Annotated in this window: 18 protein-coding genes and 5 tRNA genes; all 23 read left to right on the top strand. The window is 32.7% G+C overall.

The window, feature by feature from the left end; genetic code table 11:
* Positions 1 to 47 precede the first annotated feature (47 nt).
* The 23 genes from Q0820_RS15510 to rpoB all read left to right on the top strand — a co-directional run bounded on the left by Q0820_RS15510 (position 48) and on the right by rpoB (position 17,340).
* The gene (locus Q0820_RS15510) at positions 48 to 359 is read left to right on the top strand and encodes a rhodanese-like domain-containing protein (RefSeq protein ID WP_298488966.1); all 312 of its coding nucleotides are present in this window, start codon (positions 48 to 50) and stop codon (positions 357 to 359) included.
* 79 nt (positions 360 to 438) lie between these two features.
* Positions 439 to 1,722: a DUF2851 family protein gene (locus Q0820_RS15505; protein ID WP_298488964.1), complete on the top strand. Its 1,284-nt coding sequence runs from the start codon at positions 439 to 441 to the stop codon at positions 1,720 to 1,722.
* Between the two features lie 9 nt (positions 1,723 to 1,731).
* Positions 1,732 to 1,959, top strand: coding sequence for a PspC domain-containing protein (locus Q0820_RS15500; RefSeq protein WP_121069260.1), 228 nt, complete (start codon positions 1,732 to 1,734; stop codon positions 1,957 to 1,959).
* Between the two features lie 2 nt (positions 1,960 to 1,961).
* Positions 1,962 to 2,969 (top strand): TrkA family potassium uptake protein, encoded by a 1,008-nt coding sequence (locus tag Q0820_RS15495; protein ID WP_298488961.1) that lies wholly within the window; start codon positions 1,962 to 1,964, stop codon positions 2,967 to 2,969.
* 89 nt (positions 2,970 to 3,058) lie between these two features.
* Positions 3,059 to 4,642: a sodium:alanine symporter family protein gene (locus Q0820_RS15490; RefSeq protein ID WP_298488959.1), complete on the top strand. Its 1,584-nt coding sequence runs from the start codon at positions 3,059 to 3,061 to the stop codon at positions 4,640 to 4,642.
* A gap of 40 nt (positions 4,643 to 4,682) precedes the next feature.
* Complete coding sequence (locus Q0820_RS15485) at positions 4,683 to 5,348, top strand: helix-hairpin-helix domain-containing protein (RefSeq protein WP_298488957.1); 666 nt, start codon at positions 4,683 to 4,685, stop codon at positions 5,346 to 5,348.
* 212 nt (positions 5,349 to 5,560) lie between these two features.
* Positions 5,561 to 6,733: an acyl-CoA dehydrogenase family protein gene (locus tag Q0820_RS15480; protein WP_298488955.1), complete on the top strand. Its 1,173-nt coding sequence runs from the start codon at positions 5,561 to 5,563 to the stop codon at positions 6,731 to 6,733.
* A gap of 86 nt (positions 6,734 to 6,819) precedes the next feature.
* Positions 6,820 to 7,014, top strand: coding sequence for a 30S ribosomal protein S21 (gene rpsU / locus Q0820_RS15475; protein ID WP_291869014.1), 195 nt, complete (start codon positions 6,820 to 6,822; stop codon positions 7,012 to 7,014).
* A gap of 89 nt (positions 7,015 to 7,103) precedes the next feature.
* Entirely contained in the window at positions 7,104 to 7,994 is an 891-nt protein-coding gene (locus tag Q0820_RS15470; RefSeq protein WP_298488953.1) for a tyrosine-type recombinase/integrase, read from the top strand.
* Positions 7,995 to 8,031: 37 nt separating this feature from the next.
* Positions 8,032 to 8,334 carry a ribosome-associated translation inhibitor RaiA gene (gene raiA / locus Q0820_RS15465; RefSeq protein ID WP_298488951.1) on the top strand — a complete coding sequence of 101 codons (303 nt, stop codon included), beginning with the start codon at positions 8,032 to 8,034 and terminating at the stop codon, positions 8,332 to 8,334.
* A gap of 101 nt (positions 8,335 to 8,435) precedes the next feature.
* A tRNA-Thr gene (locus tag Q0820_RS15460) sits at positions 8,436 to 8,509 on the top strand.
* Positions 8,510 to 8,537: 28 nt separating this feature from the next.
* Positions 8,538 to 8,619 (top strand) — tRNA-Tyr (locus tag Q0820_RS15455).
* Between the two features lie 150 nt (positions 8,620 to 8,769).
* A tRNA-Gly gene (locus Q0820_RS15450) sits at positions 8,770 to 8,842 on the top strand.
* A gap of 103 nt (positions 8,843 to 8,945) precedes the next feature.
* Positions 8,946 to 9,017, top strand: a tRNA-Thr gene (locus Q0820_RS15445).
* A 57-nt stretch (positions 9,018 to 9,074) separates the two neighbouring features.
* Positions 9,075 to 10,262 (top strand): elongation factor Tu, encoded by a 1,188-nt coding sequence (gene tuf, locus Q0820_RS15440; protein WP_298488949.1) that lies wholly within the window; start codon positions 9,075 to 9,077, stop codon positions 10,260 to 10,262.
* Positions 10,263 to 10,328: 66 nt separating this feature from the next.
* Positions 10,329 to 10,401 (top strand) — tRNA-Trp (locus Q0820_RS15435).
* A 63-nt stretch (positions 10,402 to 10,464) separates the two neighbouring features.
* Entirely contained in the window at positions 10,465 to 10,653 is a 189-nt protein-coding gene (secE, locus tag Q0820_RS15430; protein WP_121069269.1) for a preprotein translocase subunit SecE, read from the top strand.
* A gap of 8 nt (positions 10,654 to 10,661) precedes the next feature.
* Positions 10,662 to 11,213, top strand: a complete 552-nt coding sequence (nusG, locus tag Q0820_RS15425; RefSeq protein WP_298488947.1) for a transcription termination/antitermination protein NusG — start codon at positions 10,662 to 10,664, stop codon at positions 11,211 to 11,213.
* A gap of 67 nt (positions 11,214 to 11,280) precedes the next feature.
* Positions 11,281 to 11,718 (top strand): 50S ribosomal protein L11, encoded by a 438-nt coding sequence (gene rplK / locus Q0820_RS15420; protein ID WP_121069271.1) that lies wholly within the window; start codon positions 11,281 to 11,283, stop codon positions 11,716 to 11,718.
* Positions 11,719 to 11,737: 19 nt separating this feature from the next.
* Positions 11,738 to 12,427: a 50S ribosomal protein L1 gene (gene rplA / locus Q0820_RS15415; RefSeq protein WP_298488945.1), complete on the top strand. Its 690-nt coding sequence runs from the start codon at positions 11,738 to 11,740 to the stop codon at positions 12,425 to 12,427.
* Between the two features lie 26 nt (positions 12,428 to 12,453).
* Positions 12,454 to 12,969: a 50S ribosomal protein L10 gene (rplJ, locus tag Q0820_RS15410; RefSeq protein ID WP_298488943.1), complete on the top strand. Its 516-nt coding sequence runs from the start codon at positions 12,454 to 12,456 to the stop codon at positions 12,967 to 12,969.
* A gap of 50 nt (positions 12,970 to 13,019) precedes the next feature.
* On the top strand, positions 13,020 to 13,397 hold the full coding sequence (rplL, locus tag Q0820_RS15405) for a 50S ribosomal protein L7/L12 (protein ID WP_298488941.1): 378 nt from the start codon (positions 13,020 to 13,022) through the stop codon (positions 13,395 to 13,397).
* A 133-nt stretch (positions 13,398 to 13,530) separates the two neighbouring features.
* Entirely contained in the window at positions 13,531 to 17,340 is a 3,810-nt protein-coding gene (rpoB, locus tag Q0820_RS15400) for a DNA-directed RNA polymerase subunit beta (protein ID WP_298488939.1), read from the top strand.
* Positions 17,341 to 17,386: the final 46 nt, after the last annotated feature.

The following is a 17,386-nucleotide window of genomic DNA, read 5'->3' as shown; positions in this document are numbered from 1 at the left end:
TTTAAATAATGTAGTATTTTTGTTGTATTAAAATAAAGTAGTAAAAAATGGCAGATTTATCACAACAAGAATGGGAAGAGCAACTAGAAAAAGATGATAACGCTTTTATCTTAGATGTAAGAACTCCAGAAGAGGTAGAAGAAGGGTATATTCCAAATTCTACAAACATAGATATATATTTAGGTCAAGATTTTTTAACAGAAGTTGAAAAGTTAGATAAAACTAAGAACTTTTATGTGTATTGCCGTTCTGGTAACCGTAGCGGGCAAGCTTGCGCTATATTAAATAGTATTGGAATAGAAAATGCGTATAACCTAGTTGGTGGTTTTATGAATTGGGAAGGTGAAGTTGCCGAATAAATAAAATAGATTTAGTACATTAAACCTGCTTTTAAGTGGGTTTTTTTATGCCCAATACTTAGATATTACTTTAAAATTTATGCAAGAAGACTTATTACATTTTATTTGGAAACATAAAAAAATACCAACAACTAATTTAAAAACAACAGATAACATACCTGTAACCATTGTAAAAATTGGACAGCATAATTATAAAGAAGGGCCAGATTTTTTTAATGCGCAAGTCCGTGTGGGAGAACAGTTGTGGGTTGGTAATGTAGAAATACATCTAAAATCATCAGACTGGTACGCTCATAATCATGAGGTAGATGATAATTATAATTCTGTGATACTTCATGTAGTTTGGGAAGATGATGCTTCTGTTTTTAGGAAGGATAATAGTAAAATTCCAACAGTAGAGTTAAAGAAGTATATAGAAGAAAAGCTTTTAATAAATTACGAGAATTTATTTACTACTACAGATACTAAGTTTATAAATTGTGAAAAAGATATTAATGAAATAGATGATTTTGTAGCCAATAATTGGCTAGAACGTCTATTTTTTGAACGTTTAGAGCAAAAAACACAAGTTATAAAAGAGCTTTTGTTACAGTCTAATAATGATTGGGAGTATGTTCTTTTTATTCTGCTTTTAAAGAATTTTGGACTAAAAATTAATGGGGATTCTTTTTTTAGTTTACAGAAGAGTTTAAATTCATCTACGGTGTCTAAACTTAAGAATAATAACTTTCAGCTAGAGAGTGTATTATACGGTTTGTTAGGTCTTTTAGAAAAAAAAGACTGTGTAGATGTTTATTATATTAAATTAAAAAAGGAATATGAGTTTGTTAAAAATAAGTTAGAACTTAGCGAAATAGGTATAGAAAAACCTCACTTTTTTAAGCTTAGACCACCTAATTTCCCAACAATAAGGCTTTCTCAATTTGCTAGTTTGTATGGGAAACATCAAAATTTATTTTCAAAATTAATATGTGAAACATCTTTAGAAGATTTGCATAGCATTTTTACTGTTTATGCTAGTGAATATTGGGATACACACTATAGTTTTGGAAAAGAAAGTAAAAAAAGTAAAAAGAAAATTACTAAGAAATTTATAGATTTAATAGTAATAAATACTATTATCCCTTTTAAATTTTATTATGCAAAAAGTCTTGGAAAAGATGTAAATGAAGAGCTTTTAAATATTATTTCAAAAATAGATACGGAAGATAATTCTATTATAAATAACTTTAAAAAAAGAGGTATATCTATAGCATCTGCAAAAGATAGTCAAGCTTTGTTACAATTATATACTAATTATTGTACCAAAAATAAATGTTTGCAATGTGCAATAGGTGTAAATTTATTAAAAGGAAATACCTAATTTTAAGGCATGAATTTTTTTTATAAAATCTTATATTTTTTTCAGAAACGAGGTTTTGAAGTATGCGGGCGTATTGCAGACCGTTTAGGCATAAGAGCAAGAGTAGTAAGAACTTCATTTATATACGTAACTTTTGTTACTCTGGGCTTTGGCTTTGCGTTATATTTATTTGTTGCCTTTTGGTTAAAAATTAAAGATTTAGTGTACACTAAAAGAACTTCGGTTTTTGATTTATAATTATGATAAAACTTTTTAAGTCTAAATTTTATTTGGCACTAACATTAATGTTAGTAGTGTTTGTTTTTGGCGTGTTTGGGTACCGTTATATATCTGGTTTTTCATGGGTAGATGCTTGTTATATGACAATAATAACGGTAACTACAGTGGGTTTTTCGGAAGTACAACCTTTAGATGCTAATGGTAAAATATTTACAATATTTTTAATTATTTCCAGTGTATTTATATTTGCTTTTGCAATATCTGTAATAACGGAATATATATTAAGTAGAAATTCAAAAGAACTTTTAAAAAAGAAAAAAGTGAAAAATACTATTAAAAAAATGTCTAATCATGTGGTAGTTTGTGGGTATGGTAGAAACGGAATGCAAGCTGCAGAAAGATTAAGAGCTTATAAAAAGCCATTTTTGGTAATAGAAAAAGATAAAGAAATCATAGAAAAATATGAAGACGATATTTTATTTATAGAAGGAGATGCAAATGATGATGAGGTATTAATTGAAGCTGGAATAGATAGAGCACAATATTTAATAGCAACCCTTCCGGATGACGCTGCAAATTTATTTGTAGTACTTTCGGCAAGGCAAATAAATAAAAAGTTATATATAATAAGTAGGGCTTCTTTGGTAAACTCTCAGAAAAAACTACAGCTAGCAGGAGCAAACCAAGTAATAATGCCAGATAAAATTGGAGGAGATCATATGGCTTCTTTAGTGGTAATGCCAGATTTAATAACCTTTATGGATAAGTTGTCTGTGGAAGGGGAGCATACAACTAATCTAGAGGAAGTAGCAATTGAAGACTTTGCAGATCAAGTAGATTGTAATTCATTGAGAGACTTAGATTTAAGAAAGAAAACTGGGTGTACAATTATTGGTTATATAGCGCCAGATGGGGAATATATTATAAACCCAGAAGCAGATATGAAGTTGCAGCCAAAAAGTAAAGTAATAGTATTAGGAAGACCAGAACAAATAAAAAAACTAAATGATATGTTTCATATTGCCTAACATTATTTTAGTATAATATTTGATTACGGGCATAATTTTTAGGATATTGCTTGCCGACTAATTAATTCATTAAAAATAATTCAAATATTATGAAGTATAAACTTCTGGCATTTCTTGCCCTTTTTTCACCATTAGTATCTATGGCCCAAGAGGTCGGGATGGATCAAAAAATAGACCAAGCTTTTAAACCAGTTTCCGATTTCTTTTCCGCAGTAATATTCTTTCCTGTATTTGGCGTTCCATTTGTTTTAATATTACTTGTAATGAGTGCTTTATTTTTTACTTTATATTTTGGCTTTCCAAATATTAGGTATTTTGGAAAAGCGATAAATGTAGTAAGAGGAAAATATGATGAAGTAGACCATCATGGTGTAGAAAAGTCAGATGTTAATATCATTGATGGTGATATTGTAGATACCATAGAGGATGAAAGTAGAGAGGGAGAAGTAACGCATTTTCAAGCTTTAGCAACTGCAGTTTCTGGTACAGTAGGTAATGGTAATATTGCTGGTGTAGCTTTAGCAATTGCACTGGGAGGTCCTGGGGCTACTTTTTGGATGATAATTTGTGGACTCTTAGGAATGTCTTCAAAATTTGTAGAATGTACTTTAGGAGTTCAGTATAGAGATGTAGGAGAAGATGGTACTGTTTATGGAGGGCCAATGTATTATATAAGTAAAGGACTTAAAGAAAGAGGGTATACGGTTTTAGGCAAAATAGCAGCAGCAATGTTTGCTGTTTTTTGTATAGGAGGTTCTTTTGGTGGTGGTAATGCGGCACAATCTAACCAAGCTACTATTGTGATAAAGGAATTAATGGGCTTAACAAGTTCTAGTGCAGGAGCAATAATTGGTATTGTCCTAGCAATTTTAGTCGGTATCATTATAATAGGTGGTATTAAAAGAATTGCACAGGTGACAGAGAAAGTAGTGCCTTTTATGGCAGTAATGTATTTAATTGCTTGTTTGTATATAATTTTAAGTAATTTCTCTTTAATAGATGATGCTTTTGGATTAATACTATCGGAAGCTTTTAACCCTACTGCAATTGGTGTGGGTAGTTTAATTGGAGTATTATTGGTAGGGTTTAAAAGAGCAGCCTTTTCTAATGAAGCTGGAGCAGGTTCTGCTTCTATAGCGCATTCCGCTGTTAAGACAAAATATTCAGCATCAGAAGGTTTGGTGGCATTATTAGAACCTTTTATAGATACTGTTGTAATTTGTACAATGACAGCTTTAGTAATTGTTATTTTTAATTTTGGAGGTTTCTTTGAATATGGAGGCGAAGGTTCCGTTATGATTAATGGCGTTGCGTATGAAGGAGCAGGTATAACCTCTATGGCATTTGCGCAGTATATTCCTTACTCTAATGTGTTTTTAACTGTTGCAGTTGTTTTATTTGCCGTTTCTACAATGATATCTTGGTCTTATTATGGATTACAATCATGGAAGTTTTTATTTGGAAGAGGAAAAACAGCAGATATGGTATATAAATTACTGTTCTTAACTTTTATAATTATTGGAGCAGCAGCAAGTATGAAATCTATTTGGGCATTCTCAGATGCCATGATTTTTGCAATGGTATTTCCTAACATGGTAGGGTTATTTTTCTTATTCCCTGTTGTAAAAAAAGAACTAGGCAGATATTTGAGTGCTATTAAAGAGGTTAAATAGTAATACTAAGACTCTTATTTTGAAAAATATAAAATCCCGCATGCAGTTTTCTAAACAAGAACAAAGCGGGATTTTCTTTTTACTATTATTTATTGTTTTGCTTCAAGGTGGGTATTATTTGTATCATAAGAATTATGCAAAACCTTTAGAAGATAAATTTGTGTTAAATCTTGTAGAGCAAAATAAAATGGACCTTTTAAAGAAGGAAGTAGCTTATAAAAAATCTAAAATACATCTTTTTAACCCCAACTTTATTTCAGACTATAAAGGGTATACCTTAGGAATGTCTGTTGATGAAATTAATCGTTTACACACATATAGAAAAACGAATAAGTATGTAAATACAGCTTTAGAGTTTCAGCAAGTAACCAAAATTTCAGATGCACTTCTTAAACAAATAGAACCTTATTTTAAATTTCCAGAATGGAAGCAGGAAAAAACAAAGAAATCATTTGTATCAAAAAAGAGTGAAAAATCTAACTACATTAAAGAGTATAGAGATTTAAATACAGCTACTCCTACGGACTTAATAAAAGTATATGGAATAGGAGAAGTTCTTTCTAAAAGAATAGTTAAGTACAGGAAAAAACTTGGAGGTTTTTCTAATAATAATCAAATATATAAGGTATATGGCTTAAATCCAGAAGTTGCCAATAGAGTTTTAGATAAATTCCAAGTATTAAAAGCTTCGGATATTAAAAATTAAATTTAAAATGGCACCTACTTTGTATTTGTTCAAAAAATTATCATATATATAATTTAAAGCCTTTAAAAGCGTATATTTTAAATATTATTTATTATTTTAATTATATTTTTTTTGATATGACAAAGAATAAAGATTTTTTAATGTTATGAGATTTGTAAAATTAAGTTATATTTGGAACTCAAATAAGAATTTTTTGTATTGTAAATTAAGGCATGGATAAAAGATATTTTAGTGAAGAACACGAGTTGTTTCGTGAGAGTCTAAAAAGTTTTCTAAAAAAAGAAGTTGTTCCTCATGTAGATAAATGGGAGAAAAATGGTGTAATTGACCGTTTTATATGGAAAAAAATTGGAGACATGGGGTATTTTGGATTAACCTATCCTAGTCAATATGGCGGTTTAGAGTTAGATTTATTCTACACGGTTATTTTCTTAGAGGAGCTTCAAAAAATAAATTCTGTTGGTTTTGCTGCTGCAATGTGGGCACATATGTATTTAGCAATGACCCATTTAAATAAAGAAGGGGATGAGCGTATAAAACAAGAATATTTAGCTTCTAGTATTGCAGGAGATAAAATAGGTTGTTTATGTATATCAGAACCTTTTGGAGGGTCGGATGTTTCTGGAATGAGGACAAATGCAGTAAAAGAAGGAGATTACTATATATTAAACGGTTCTAAAACTTTTATAACTAATGGTGTTTATAGTGACTATTTGGTCGTGGCTGCTAAGACCTCTCCAGAACTAGGGAATAAAGGAATAAGTATGTTGTTGGTAGATCGAGATACTCTAGGAGTTTCTGCTACTAAATTAGATAAATTAGGGTGGAGAGCATCAGATACTGGGGAAATAGCTTTTGATAATGTAAAGGTTCCTGCAGCTAATTTGTTAGGGGAAGAGAATAAAGGTTTTTCTTATATCATGCAACACTTTTCTTTAGAACGTTTAATTATGGGAATTAATGCGCATGCTCGTGCAGAATATGCTTTAGATTATGCGATAAATTATATGTCCGAAAGAACTGCATTTGGAAAAAAAATAAATGAGTTTCAAGCATTAAGGCATAAAATGGTAGAAAGATCTGCTGAAATGGAGATGTGTAAAGAGTATAATTACTCTGTAGCCTATAAGTTAAGTCGTGGAGAATATGTAGTAAAAGAAGCTACAATGTCTAAATTGTTATCTACAAAAATGGCAGATGAGGTAATATATGATTGCCTGCAAATGCTTGGCGGCTATGGGTATATGGAGGAGTATCCTATGGCTAGATTGCTTAGAGATAGTAGGTGTGGTCCAATCGGTGGGGGAACATCAGAAATTCTAAAAGAAATTTTATCTAAAATTATTATTGATAAAAAAACATATAAACCAGCAGTAGAAGTTTAGTATAAATATTTGAATCTAAGGTTTGTTATGTTAATATAAATAGTATATTTGCAGCCTTAATCACTAAAGAGAGGAGGTAGTAGCATATGTTAATTATACCAATTAAAGAAGGAGAAAACATAGATAGAGCTTTAAAGCGTTTTAAGCGAAAGTTCGATAAAACCGGTACAATGCGTCAATTGAGAAAGCGTCAGCAGTTCAATAAGCCATCTGTAACTCGTAGAGCACAGATACAAAAAGCGCAATACATACAAGGTTTAAGAGATCAAGAAGAAATCTAGGTCTGTTATTCTATTTAGATATTTAAAATCCTGCTATATGCAGGATTTTTTTATGGGTTAATTTTAAATTATATGCTAACTTTGAGAGTATGGTGTTAGTTCCTTTTTTAGATTATTTAGGATTAGAAAAAAAATATTCTATCCATACTGTTTTGGCATATAAGAAAGATATTCAGGAGTTTATGTCTTTTTGTGAAGAAGAACATTCTATTTCAGATATAGTAAATATAGAGTATACTATTGTTCGTAGTTGGCTTGTTACTTTAAGTGAAAACAAAATTTCTAATAGAACAATAAACAGAAAAATAGCATCTTTAAAAGCATATTATAAATTTCTTCAAAAGGTAGGGGATATAAAGATATCGCCATTAGTAAAGCATAGAGCATTAAAAATTTCAAAAAAGATAGAGGTTCCGTTTTCAGAAACAGAAATGGAAAAAATGTTGTCGCAAATTACTTTTAATGAGGGTTTTGAAGGTGTTAGAGATAAATTAATAATAGACGTCTTGTATGCTACGGGAATGCGTAGAGCAGAGTTAATAAATTTAAAGCTTTCAGATTTAGATTTAAGACAAGGTGTTCTTAGGGTTTTAGGAAAAAGAAAAAAAGAAAGAATAATCCCTTTGTTGGCAAAAACCATAAAGTTATTTAATTCTTATATAGAAGAAAGAAACGCTTTAACAAAAATTAACGATTTCGAGTATCTTTTTCTTTTAAAATCGGGCAATAAAATCTACGAAACTTTTGTTTATAGAATAATAAATGGGTATTTTAGTAAGGTGTCTTCTAAGGTAAAAAAGAGTCCGCATATATTAAGACACACATTTGCAACACATTTGCTAAATAAAGGCGCTGATTTAAATGCGGTAAAAGAATTACTTGGTCACTCAAGTTTGGCATCTACCCAAGTGTATACCCACAATGGGATAGAAGAATTAAAAAAAGTACATTCTAAAGCCCATCCTAGAGGAAAAAAATAATAATACTTAATTGTTTAACTTTTTAAATTAATATTCTATGAAAGTAAATGCACAATCCGTGAACTTTAATGCAGATAAGTCTTTATTGCATTTTGTACAAAGTAGGTTAGATAAGCTAGAAACTTTTTATGATAAGGTTATAAGTTCGGAGGTATTTTTAAAATTAGATAATAATAAATTGAAAGAAAATAAGATTGTAGAGATAAAATTGAACATTCCTAAAGATAATTTTATAGTAAAAAAGCAATGTAAATCTTTTGAGGAAGCTGTTGATTCTGCATGTAATTCACTGGAAAGAAGGCTAATAAAAAAGAAGCAAAAAATAAGAGCACAAGCTTAACTAAATTTTTTTCATTTTTTGTTTTGTTTAAACAAAAAAACGTATACATTTGCAGTCCGTTAGAAATAGCGGACTTTTTTATAACTAAAAAAGTGTAAAAAGCCGATGTAGCTCAGCTGGCTAGAGCAGCTGATTTGTAATCAGCAGGTCGTGGGTTCGAGTCCCTCCATCGGCTCTTTAAAAAGTTCTTTAAATAATGGTTTGGGGAGATACTCAAGCGGCCAACGAGGGCAGACTGTAAATCTGCTGACTACGTCTTCGCAGGTTCGAATCCTGCTCTCCCCACAAAAAATTTTAGAAAGTACTTTTAAAAGGTTACTTTTGCAAAGCTAAAATCAAAATTAGCTTTTAAGTGAAAGATTATTTTAAAATAGTTTTTTGAAGTTTTGAAAATGTTGTAATTTTGCTTTCTGAAATTTTTTAAGAAGTAAATAAGCGGGAGTAGCTCAGTTGGTAGAGCGTCAGCCTTCCAAGCTGAATGTCGCCGGTTCGAACCCGGTCTCCCGCTCAAAACATAAAAAACAGAACAGCCATGGGTTGCTTCTGTTTTTTGTGTAATAAACACCTTTAATGGGCTTTGGTTGTTTAAGGTGTTAAATTGAGCACTTTACGCCGGTGTAGCTCAGGGGTAGAGCGTTTCCTTGGTAAGGAAGAGGTCACGAGTTCAAATCTCGTCATTGGCTCATTTTGAAGATAAAATTTGTACACTAATATAAACTAAAGATTAAAATTCATTAAACATGGCAAAGGAAACTTTTGATCGTTCCAAACCGCACTTAAATATAGGTACTATTGGACACGTAGATCACGGTAAAACTACATTAACTGCTGCTATTACTACGGTATTGGCAAATGCAGGTCTTTCTGAATTAAGAAGTTTCGATTCTATCGATAACGCTCCTGAAGAAAAGGAAAGAGGTATTACAATTAATACATCGCACGTAGAATATGCTACTGCAAATCGTCACTACGCACACGTAGATTGTCCTGGTCACGCCGATTATGTGAAGAACATGGTAACTGGTGCTGCTCAAATGGATGGTGCTATATTGGTTGTTGCTGCTACAGATGGTCCAATGCCACAAACACGTGAGCATATCTTATTAGGGCGTCAGGTAGGTATTCCAAGAATAGTTGTATTCATGAATAAAGTGGATATGGTTGATGATGAGGAGCTTTTAGAGCTTGTTGAGATGGAAGTAAGAGAATTACTTTCTTTCTATGAGTATGATGGTGATAATGGACCTGTTGTTGCTGGTTCTGCTTTAGGTGCACTTAATGGTGAGCAAAAGTGGGTGGATACAGTGATGAAATTAATGGAAGAGGTTGATGCTTGGATTGAATTACCAAAGAGAGATGTTGATAAAGATTTCTTAATGCCAATTGAAGATGTATTTACAATTACTGGTCGTGGAACTGTTGCTACAGGTCGTATTGAAACTGGTATTGCTAATACAGGAGATGCAGTGGATATTATTGGTATGGGTGCTGAGAAATTAGCTTCTACTATTACTGGTGTTGAAATGTTCCGTAAGATATTAGATAGAGGTGAAGCTGGTGATAATGTTGGTATCTTATTAAGAGGTATTGAGAAAACTCAAATTAGTAGAGGTATGGTAATCTGTAAGCCAGGTTCTGTAACTCCACACGCTAAATTCGAGGCTGAGGTTTATATCCTTAAAAAAGAAGAGGGTGGTCGTCATACACCATTCCATAATAACTATCGTCCTCAGTTCTACGTAAGAACAACGGATGTAACAGGTACAATTAATCTTCCTTCTGGGGTTGAGATGGTTATGCCTGGTGATAACCTTACTATTACAGTTGAGTTATTGTCTCCAATCGCATTAAGTATGGGATTACGTTTTGCAATCCGTGAGGGTGGTAGAACAGTAGGAGCTGGTCAGGTTACTAAGATTTTAGATTAAAATAATTTATAGTTTTACATTATAAGGTGTCCGCCATTGGCGGATACCTTTCAGTGTAAAATACACACGGTTGTAGCTCAGTTGGTAGAGCACTGGTCTCCAAAACCAGGTGTCGGGAGTTCGAGTCTCTCCTGCCGTGCAAATTGTAAAAAGAAATATTTGTTTCTTTTTTTTCTAATCAAACTGAAAAAATAATATAGCTATGTTGTCATACATAAAAGAGTCTATTGAGGAGCTAAAAAATAATGTCACACTGCCTCCGCGTTCGGAGTCATCAAACCTTATGGTGGTAGTTGCGGTGTTTTCAATTTTGTTCGCATTAGCTACTTGGGGTGTAGACTCTGCTTTAAGTAAGTTGGTTCAGTTGTATTTTAATAATGTTTTAAACTAAGCTCAAACATGTCTGAAGTTTTAGAGAAGAAGTGGTATGTGGTAAGAGCTGTTAGTGGGCAAGAGCATAAAATAAAAGGGTATATCGAAAGCGAGGTTGCTCGTTTAGGTTTTTCTGATTATTTAGAAGATGTTTTAGTTCCAACAGAGAAAGTTATTCAGATTAGAAACGGAAAAAAAATTAATAAGGAAAGAGTTTATTTTCCTGGTTACATCATGATCAAAGCTAATTTAGGTGGAGAGATGATTCATATTATTAGGTCTATTACAAATGTTATTGGTTTTTTAGGGGAAACTAAAGGAGGGGATCCTGTTCCGCTTAGAAAATCTGAAGTGAATAGAATGTTAGGTAAAGTAGATGAGTTAACTGTGAATACAGATAGCGTTGCAATACCTTTTGTTTTTGGGGAAACTGTGAAAGTAATAGATGGTCCTTTTAATGGTTTTAACGGTACTGTTGAAAAAATTAATGAGGAAAAACGTAAACTTGAGGTAATGGTTAAGATTTTCGGAAGAAAAACACCATTAGAACTAAGTTACATGCAAGTAGAGAAAATTTAATATAATTTGTTACATATTTAAAAGTTGTATCGCTTCCACTGGTACACTTTCAATTTAATTAAAAACAATGGCAAAAGAAGTAGGTAAAGTAGTTAAACTACAAGTTAGGGGAGGTGCAGCGAATCCATCGCCACCGGTTGGACCCGCCTTAGGTGCTGCCGGTGTTAACATTATGGAATTCTGTAAGCAGTTTAATGCTCGTACACAGGATAAACCAGGTAAAGTTTTACCAGTTGTTATCACCGTATACAAAGATAAATCGTTTGATTTTATTGTAAAAACACCACCAGCGGCAGTTCAGCTATTGGAAGCAGCTAAGATTAAAAAAGGATCTGGCGAACCTAACAGAGTAAAATCAGGTAATGTAACTTGGGACCAGGTTAAGGCAATAGCCGAAGACAAAATGGTAGATTTAAATGCATTTACTGTAGAATCAGCAATGAGCATGATCGCAGGAACAGCAAGATCTATGGGTTTAAAAGTTGCAGGTAAAAGACCTTTTTAAAATCTTAAAAGCAATTTAAATGGCAAAGTTAACAAAGAACCAAAAGGAGGCTCGTGCTAAAATAGAAAAAGATAAACTTTATTCTGTTGATGAGGCGTCTGCTTTAGTAAAAGAAATTACCAATACAAAATTTGATGCATCTATAGATTTAGCTGTTCGTTTGGGTGTAGATCCAAGAAAAGCAAATCAAATGGTACGTGGGGTTGTTACACTTCCACATGGAACAGGTAAGGATGTAAAAGTTTTGGCTTTGGTTACTCCGGATAAAGAAGCGGAAGCTACAGCAGCTGGTGCGGATTATGTTGGATTAGATGAGTATTTGACAAAGATAAAAGCGGGTTGGACAGATGTTGATGTAATTATCACAATGCCAAGCGTAATGGGAAAATTAGGCCCTTTAGGACGAGTATTAGGTCCAAGAGGTTTAATGCCTAACCCAAAAACAGGTACTGTTACTATGGATGTGGCTAAAGCAGTTACGGAAGTAAAAGCAGGTAAAATAGATTTTAAAGTTGATAAGACTGGTATCGTGCATACGGCAATTGGAAAGGCGTCTTTCTCTGCTGATAAAATTGCAGGAAACTGTAAAGAGTTATTAGATACTTTAAATAAATTGAAACCAACGGCTTCTAAAGGGGTGTATATTAAATCAATATTCATGTCTAGTACAATGAGTCCTAGTGTTCAATTAGATCCAAAAACAGTTTAATTAACTGGTAGTTTAAAAATTTAATTATGACAAGAGAAGAAAAAGCAAACGTTATACAAGATTTGACTACGCAGTTAGGAGATAGTTCTACTATTTATTTAGCAGATATCTCTGGTCTTGATGCAGTTACTACTTCGGATTTAAGAAGAGCATGTTTCAAGGCAGATATTAGACTTGCGGTAGTTAAAAATACATTGCTTGCAAAAGCAATGGAGGCTTCTGATAGAGAATTTGGAGAACTTCCTGAAGTACTTAAAGGGAATACTTCTTTAATGTTCTCTGAAGTTGGAAATGCACCTGCAAAATTAATAAAGAATTTCAGAAAAAAATCTGATAAGCCTTTATTAAAAGGAGCATTCGTAGAAGAAGCAGTTTATATTGGTGATGAGAATTTGGATGCTTTAGTTAGCATTAAGTCTAAAGAAGAAATGATTGGTGAAATTATTGGATTATTACAATCTCCTGCTAAGAATGTTATTTCTGGACTTAAATCAGGTGGTAGTAAACTATCTGGAATCCTTAAAACATTATCAGAGAAATAGTACGCACTAAAAACAATTATATTTTAAAAATTTATTAAACGATAGTAAAAATGGCAGATTTAAAAGATTTCGCAGAACAATTAGTTAATCTTACTGTAAAAGAAGTAAACGAATTAGCTGATATATTAAAAGATGAATACGGTATAGAGCCTGCAGCTGCTGCAGTTGCTGTTGCTGCTGGCGGTGCTGCTGGTGGTGGAGAAGCTGCTGAAGAAAAATCAGAATTTGATGTAATATTAAAAGCAGCTGGTGCTTCTAAATTAGCAGTTGTAAAATTAGTTAAAGAATTAACTGGTTTAGGGTTAAAAGATGCTAAAGACATCGTTGATAGCGCACCAAAAGCAATCAAAGAAGGTATCTCTAAAGACGAAGCTGAAGGAATTAAGAATTCATTAGAAGAAGCTGGAGCAGAAGTTGAGCTTAAGTAATAGCAACAACATATAGCACTTATGGTTTAGGTCTTTTCGCAAATTTGCGCTTAGACCTAAGCCTTTTTATATATTATGTATATTAAGAAATATACAACCCATTTAGTATTCACGATCAAAATACTGTCCATAGATGTTCAAAAATCAGACTCAGAGAATTAATTTTGCATCCGCTAAGAACACTCCGGAATATCCAGATTTTTTGGATATTCAGATTAAATCATTTCAAGATTTCTTTCAACTTGAAACTAAATCTGATCAAAGAGGAGATGAAGGATTATACAATACCTTCATGGAAAACTTTCCAATAACTGATACTAGAAATCAGTTTGTATTGGAATTTTTAGATTATTTTATAGATCCACCTAGATATTCAATTCAAGAATGTATTGAGCGTGGACTTACTTACAGTGTGCCTTTAAAGGCTAGACTTAAATTATATTGTACAGATCCAGAACATGAGGATTTTGAAACAATTGTACAGGATGTTTATCTAGGTACTATACCTTATATGACGCCTAGTGGTACATTTGTTATAAATGGTGCAGAAAGAGTTGTAGTATCTCAATTACACCGTTCTCCAGGGGTATTCTTTGGGCAATCTTTTCACGCAAATGGAACAAAGCTTTATTCTGCAAGAGTAATTCCTTTTAAAGGTTCTTGGATAGAATTTGCTACAGATATCAATGGCGTTATGTACGCATATATTGATAGAAAGAAAAAATTACCTGTTACTACTTTATTTAGAGCAATTGGTTTTGAAAGAGATAAAGATATTTTAGAAATTTTTGACCTTTCTGAGGAAGTAAAAGTTTCTACAGCAGGTTTAAAGAAAGTATTAGGTCGTAAACTTGCGGCTAGAGTGTTGAACACTTGGCATGAAGATTTTGTTGACGAAGATACAGGTGAAGTTGTATCTATTGAAAGAAACGAAATTGTTTTAGATCGTGACACTATTCTTGAAAAAGATCATATTCAAGAAATTATGGATGCTGATGTTAAGACGGTATTATTACATAAAGAAAATAATGCGCAGTCTGATTATGCAATTATTCATAACACACTACAGAAAGATCCAACAAACTCTGAAAAAGAAGCTGTTGAGCATATATACCGTCAATTACGTAATGCAGAACCGCCAGATGAAGAAACTGCAAGAGGTATAATTGATAAATTATTCTTTTCTGATCAACGTTATAACTTAGGTGAAGTTGGTCGTTATAGAATGAATAAAAAATTACAGTTAGATATTGGAATGGATAAGCAAGTCTTAACCAAAGAAGATATAATAACTATTATTAAATATTTAATTGAGTTAATTAACTCAAAAGCAGAGATTGATGATATTGATCACTTATCTAACCGTCGTGTACGTACAGTAGGAGAACAATTATCTTCTCAATTTGGTGTAGGTTTAGCTCGTATGGCTAGAACTATTCGTGAGCGTATGAACGTTCGTGATAATGAAGTTTTTACACCAATTGACTTAATTAATGCTAAAACATTATCTTCTGTAATTAACTCGTTCTTTGGAACTAACCAGTTATCTCAGTTTATGGACCAAACAAATCCATTAGCAGAGATTACGCACAAGCGTAGATTATCTGCACTTGGGCCTGGAGGTTTATCTAGAGAAAGAGCAGGTTTCGAAGTGCGTGATGTTCACTATACGCACTACGGAAGATTATGTCCTATTGAAACACCAGAAGGACCAAACATTGGTCTTATATCTTCTTTAGCAGTTTTTGCAAAAGTTAACCCAATGGGATTCTTAGAAACACCATACCGTAAGGTAACAGATTCTAAAGTTGATATTGAAGAGTTTAGATACTTAAGTGCAGAAGAGGAAGAAGGAATGAAAATTGCACAAGCAAATATTCCTTTAAAAGAAGATGGTACAATAGATACAGAAAAAGTAATTGCAAGAGAAGAAGGAGATTTCCCAGTTGTAGATCCATCAGAAATACAATACACGGATGTTGCTCCAAATCAAATTGCATCTATATCTGCATCATTAATTCCATTCTTAGAGCATGATGATGCCAACCGTGCATTGATGGGATCTAACATGATGCGTCAGGCAGTACCATTATTAAAACCACAATCTCCGATTGTAGGTACTGGTTTAGAGCGTCAAGTTGCATCAGATTCTAGAGTATTAATAAATGCTGAAGGAGAGGGTGTTGTTGAGTATGTAGATTCTCAAAAAATTACTGTAAAGTATGATCGTACAGATGACGAGAGACTAGTTAGTTTTGAAGAGGATTCTAAGACGTACAAATTAGTTAAGTTTAGAAAAACAAACCAAGGAACAAGTATAAATCTTAAACCTATTGTTCAAAAAGGGGACAGAGTTAAAAAAGGACAAGTTCTTTGTGAAGGATACGCAACTGAAAAGGGAGAATTAGCATTAGGTAGAAACTTAGTGGTAGCATTTATGCCTTGGAAAGGATATAACTTTGAGGATGCAATTGTAATTTCTGAAAAAGTTGTACGTGAAGATGTATTTACATCTATACATGTAGATGAGTATTCTTTAGATGTTCGTGATACAAAATTAGGGGCTGAAGAATTAACACATGATATTCCAAATGTTTCGGAAGAAGCAACAAAAGATTTGGATGAAAATGGGATGATTCGTATTGGAGCAGAGGTTAAACCTGGTGATATTCTTATTGGTAAGATTACACCAAAAGGAGAATCTGATCCAACTCCAGAAGAAAAATTATTACGTGCTATTTTTGGTGATAAAGCTGGAGATGTAAAAGATGCTTCCTTAAAAGCTTCGCCATCTTTAAGAGGTGTTGTAATTGAAAAGAAATTATTCTCTAGATCTATAAAAGATAAGCGTAAGCGATCTGAAGATAAAGAAGCAATTTCTAAATTAGAATTAGAATACGAAGTAAAGTTTCAACAACTAAAAGATATCTTAATTGAAAAATTATTTATCATAGTTAATGGAAAAACATCACAAGGAGTATTAAACGATTTAGGGGAAGAGGTTTTACCAAAAGGTAAAAAGTACACCATGAAGATGTTAAATGCTGTAGATGATTTTGCACACTTAGTTGGTGGAAGTTGGACTACAGATAAAGATACAAATGCACAATTAGCAGATTTATTACATAACTACAAGATTAAGTTAAACGATCTTCAGGGTAACCTAAGAAGAGATAAATTTACTATATCTGTAGGGGATGAATTGCCAGCAGGTATTATCAAATTAGCTAAAGTTTATGTTGCTAAAAAACGTAAATTAAAAGTTGGTGATAAAATGGCGGGTCGTCACGGAAACAAAGGTATTGTTTCTCGTATAGTACGTCATGAAGATATGCCGTTCTTAGAAGATGGAACGCCAGTAGATATTGTACTAAATCCATTAGGGGTACCTTCTCGTATGAACATTGGTCAAATTTATGAGACTGTATTAGGTTGGGCAGGTCTTAAACTTGGTAAAAAGTTTGGAACTCCTATTTTTGATGGAGCTACTTTAGATCAAATTAATGCATATACTGATGAAGCAGGTATTCCAAGATTTGGACATACTTACCTTTATGATGGTGGTACTGGTCAGCGTTTTGATCAACCAGCAACAGTAGGTGTAATCTATATGTTAAAATTAGGACATATGGTAGATGATAAAATGCACGCTCGTTCTATAGGACCTTACTCTTTAATTACGCAACAACCATTAGGTGGTAAAGCACAATTTGGTGGTCAGCGTTTTGGAGAAATGGAAGTATGGGCACTAGAGGCATATGGAGCATCTGCAACATTACGTGAGATATTGACTGTTAAGTCTGATGACGTTATAGGTAGAGCAAAAACATATGAATCTATTGTAAAAGGCGAAACAATGCCAGAACCTGGTTTACCAGAATCTTTTAACGTATTAATGCATGAACTTAAAGGTTTAGGTTTAGACATTAGATTAGAGGAATAAGTAAAAATCGATAAAACGATTTAAGAACACATTGTTAATTTAGTAT

Source organism: uncultured Maribacter sp. (assembly GCF_947495965.1).
Classification (GTDB): Bacteria; Bacteroidota; Bacteroidia; order Flavobacteriales; family Flavobacteriaceae; genus Maribacter_B.
This window is presented reverse-complemented; position numbering and strand designations above follow the sequence as displayed.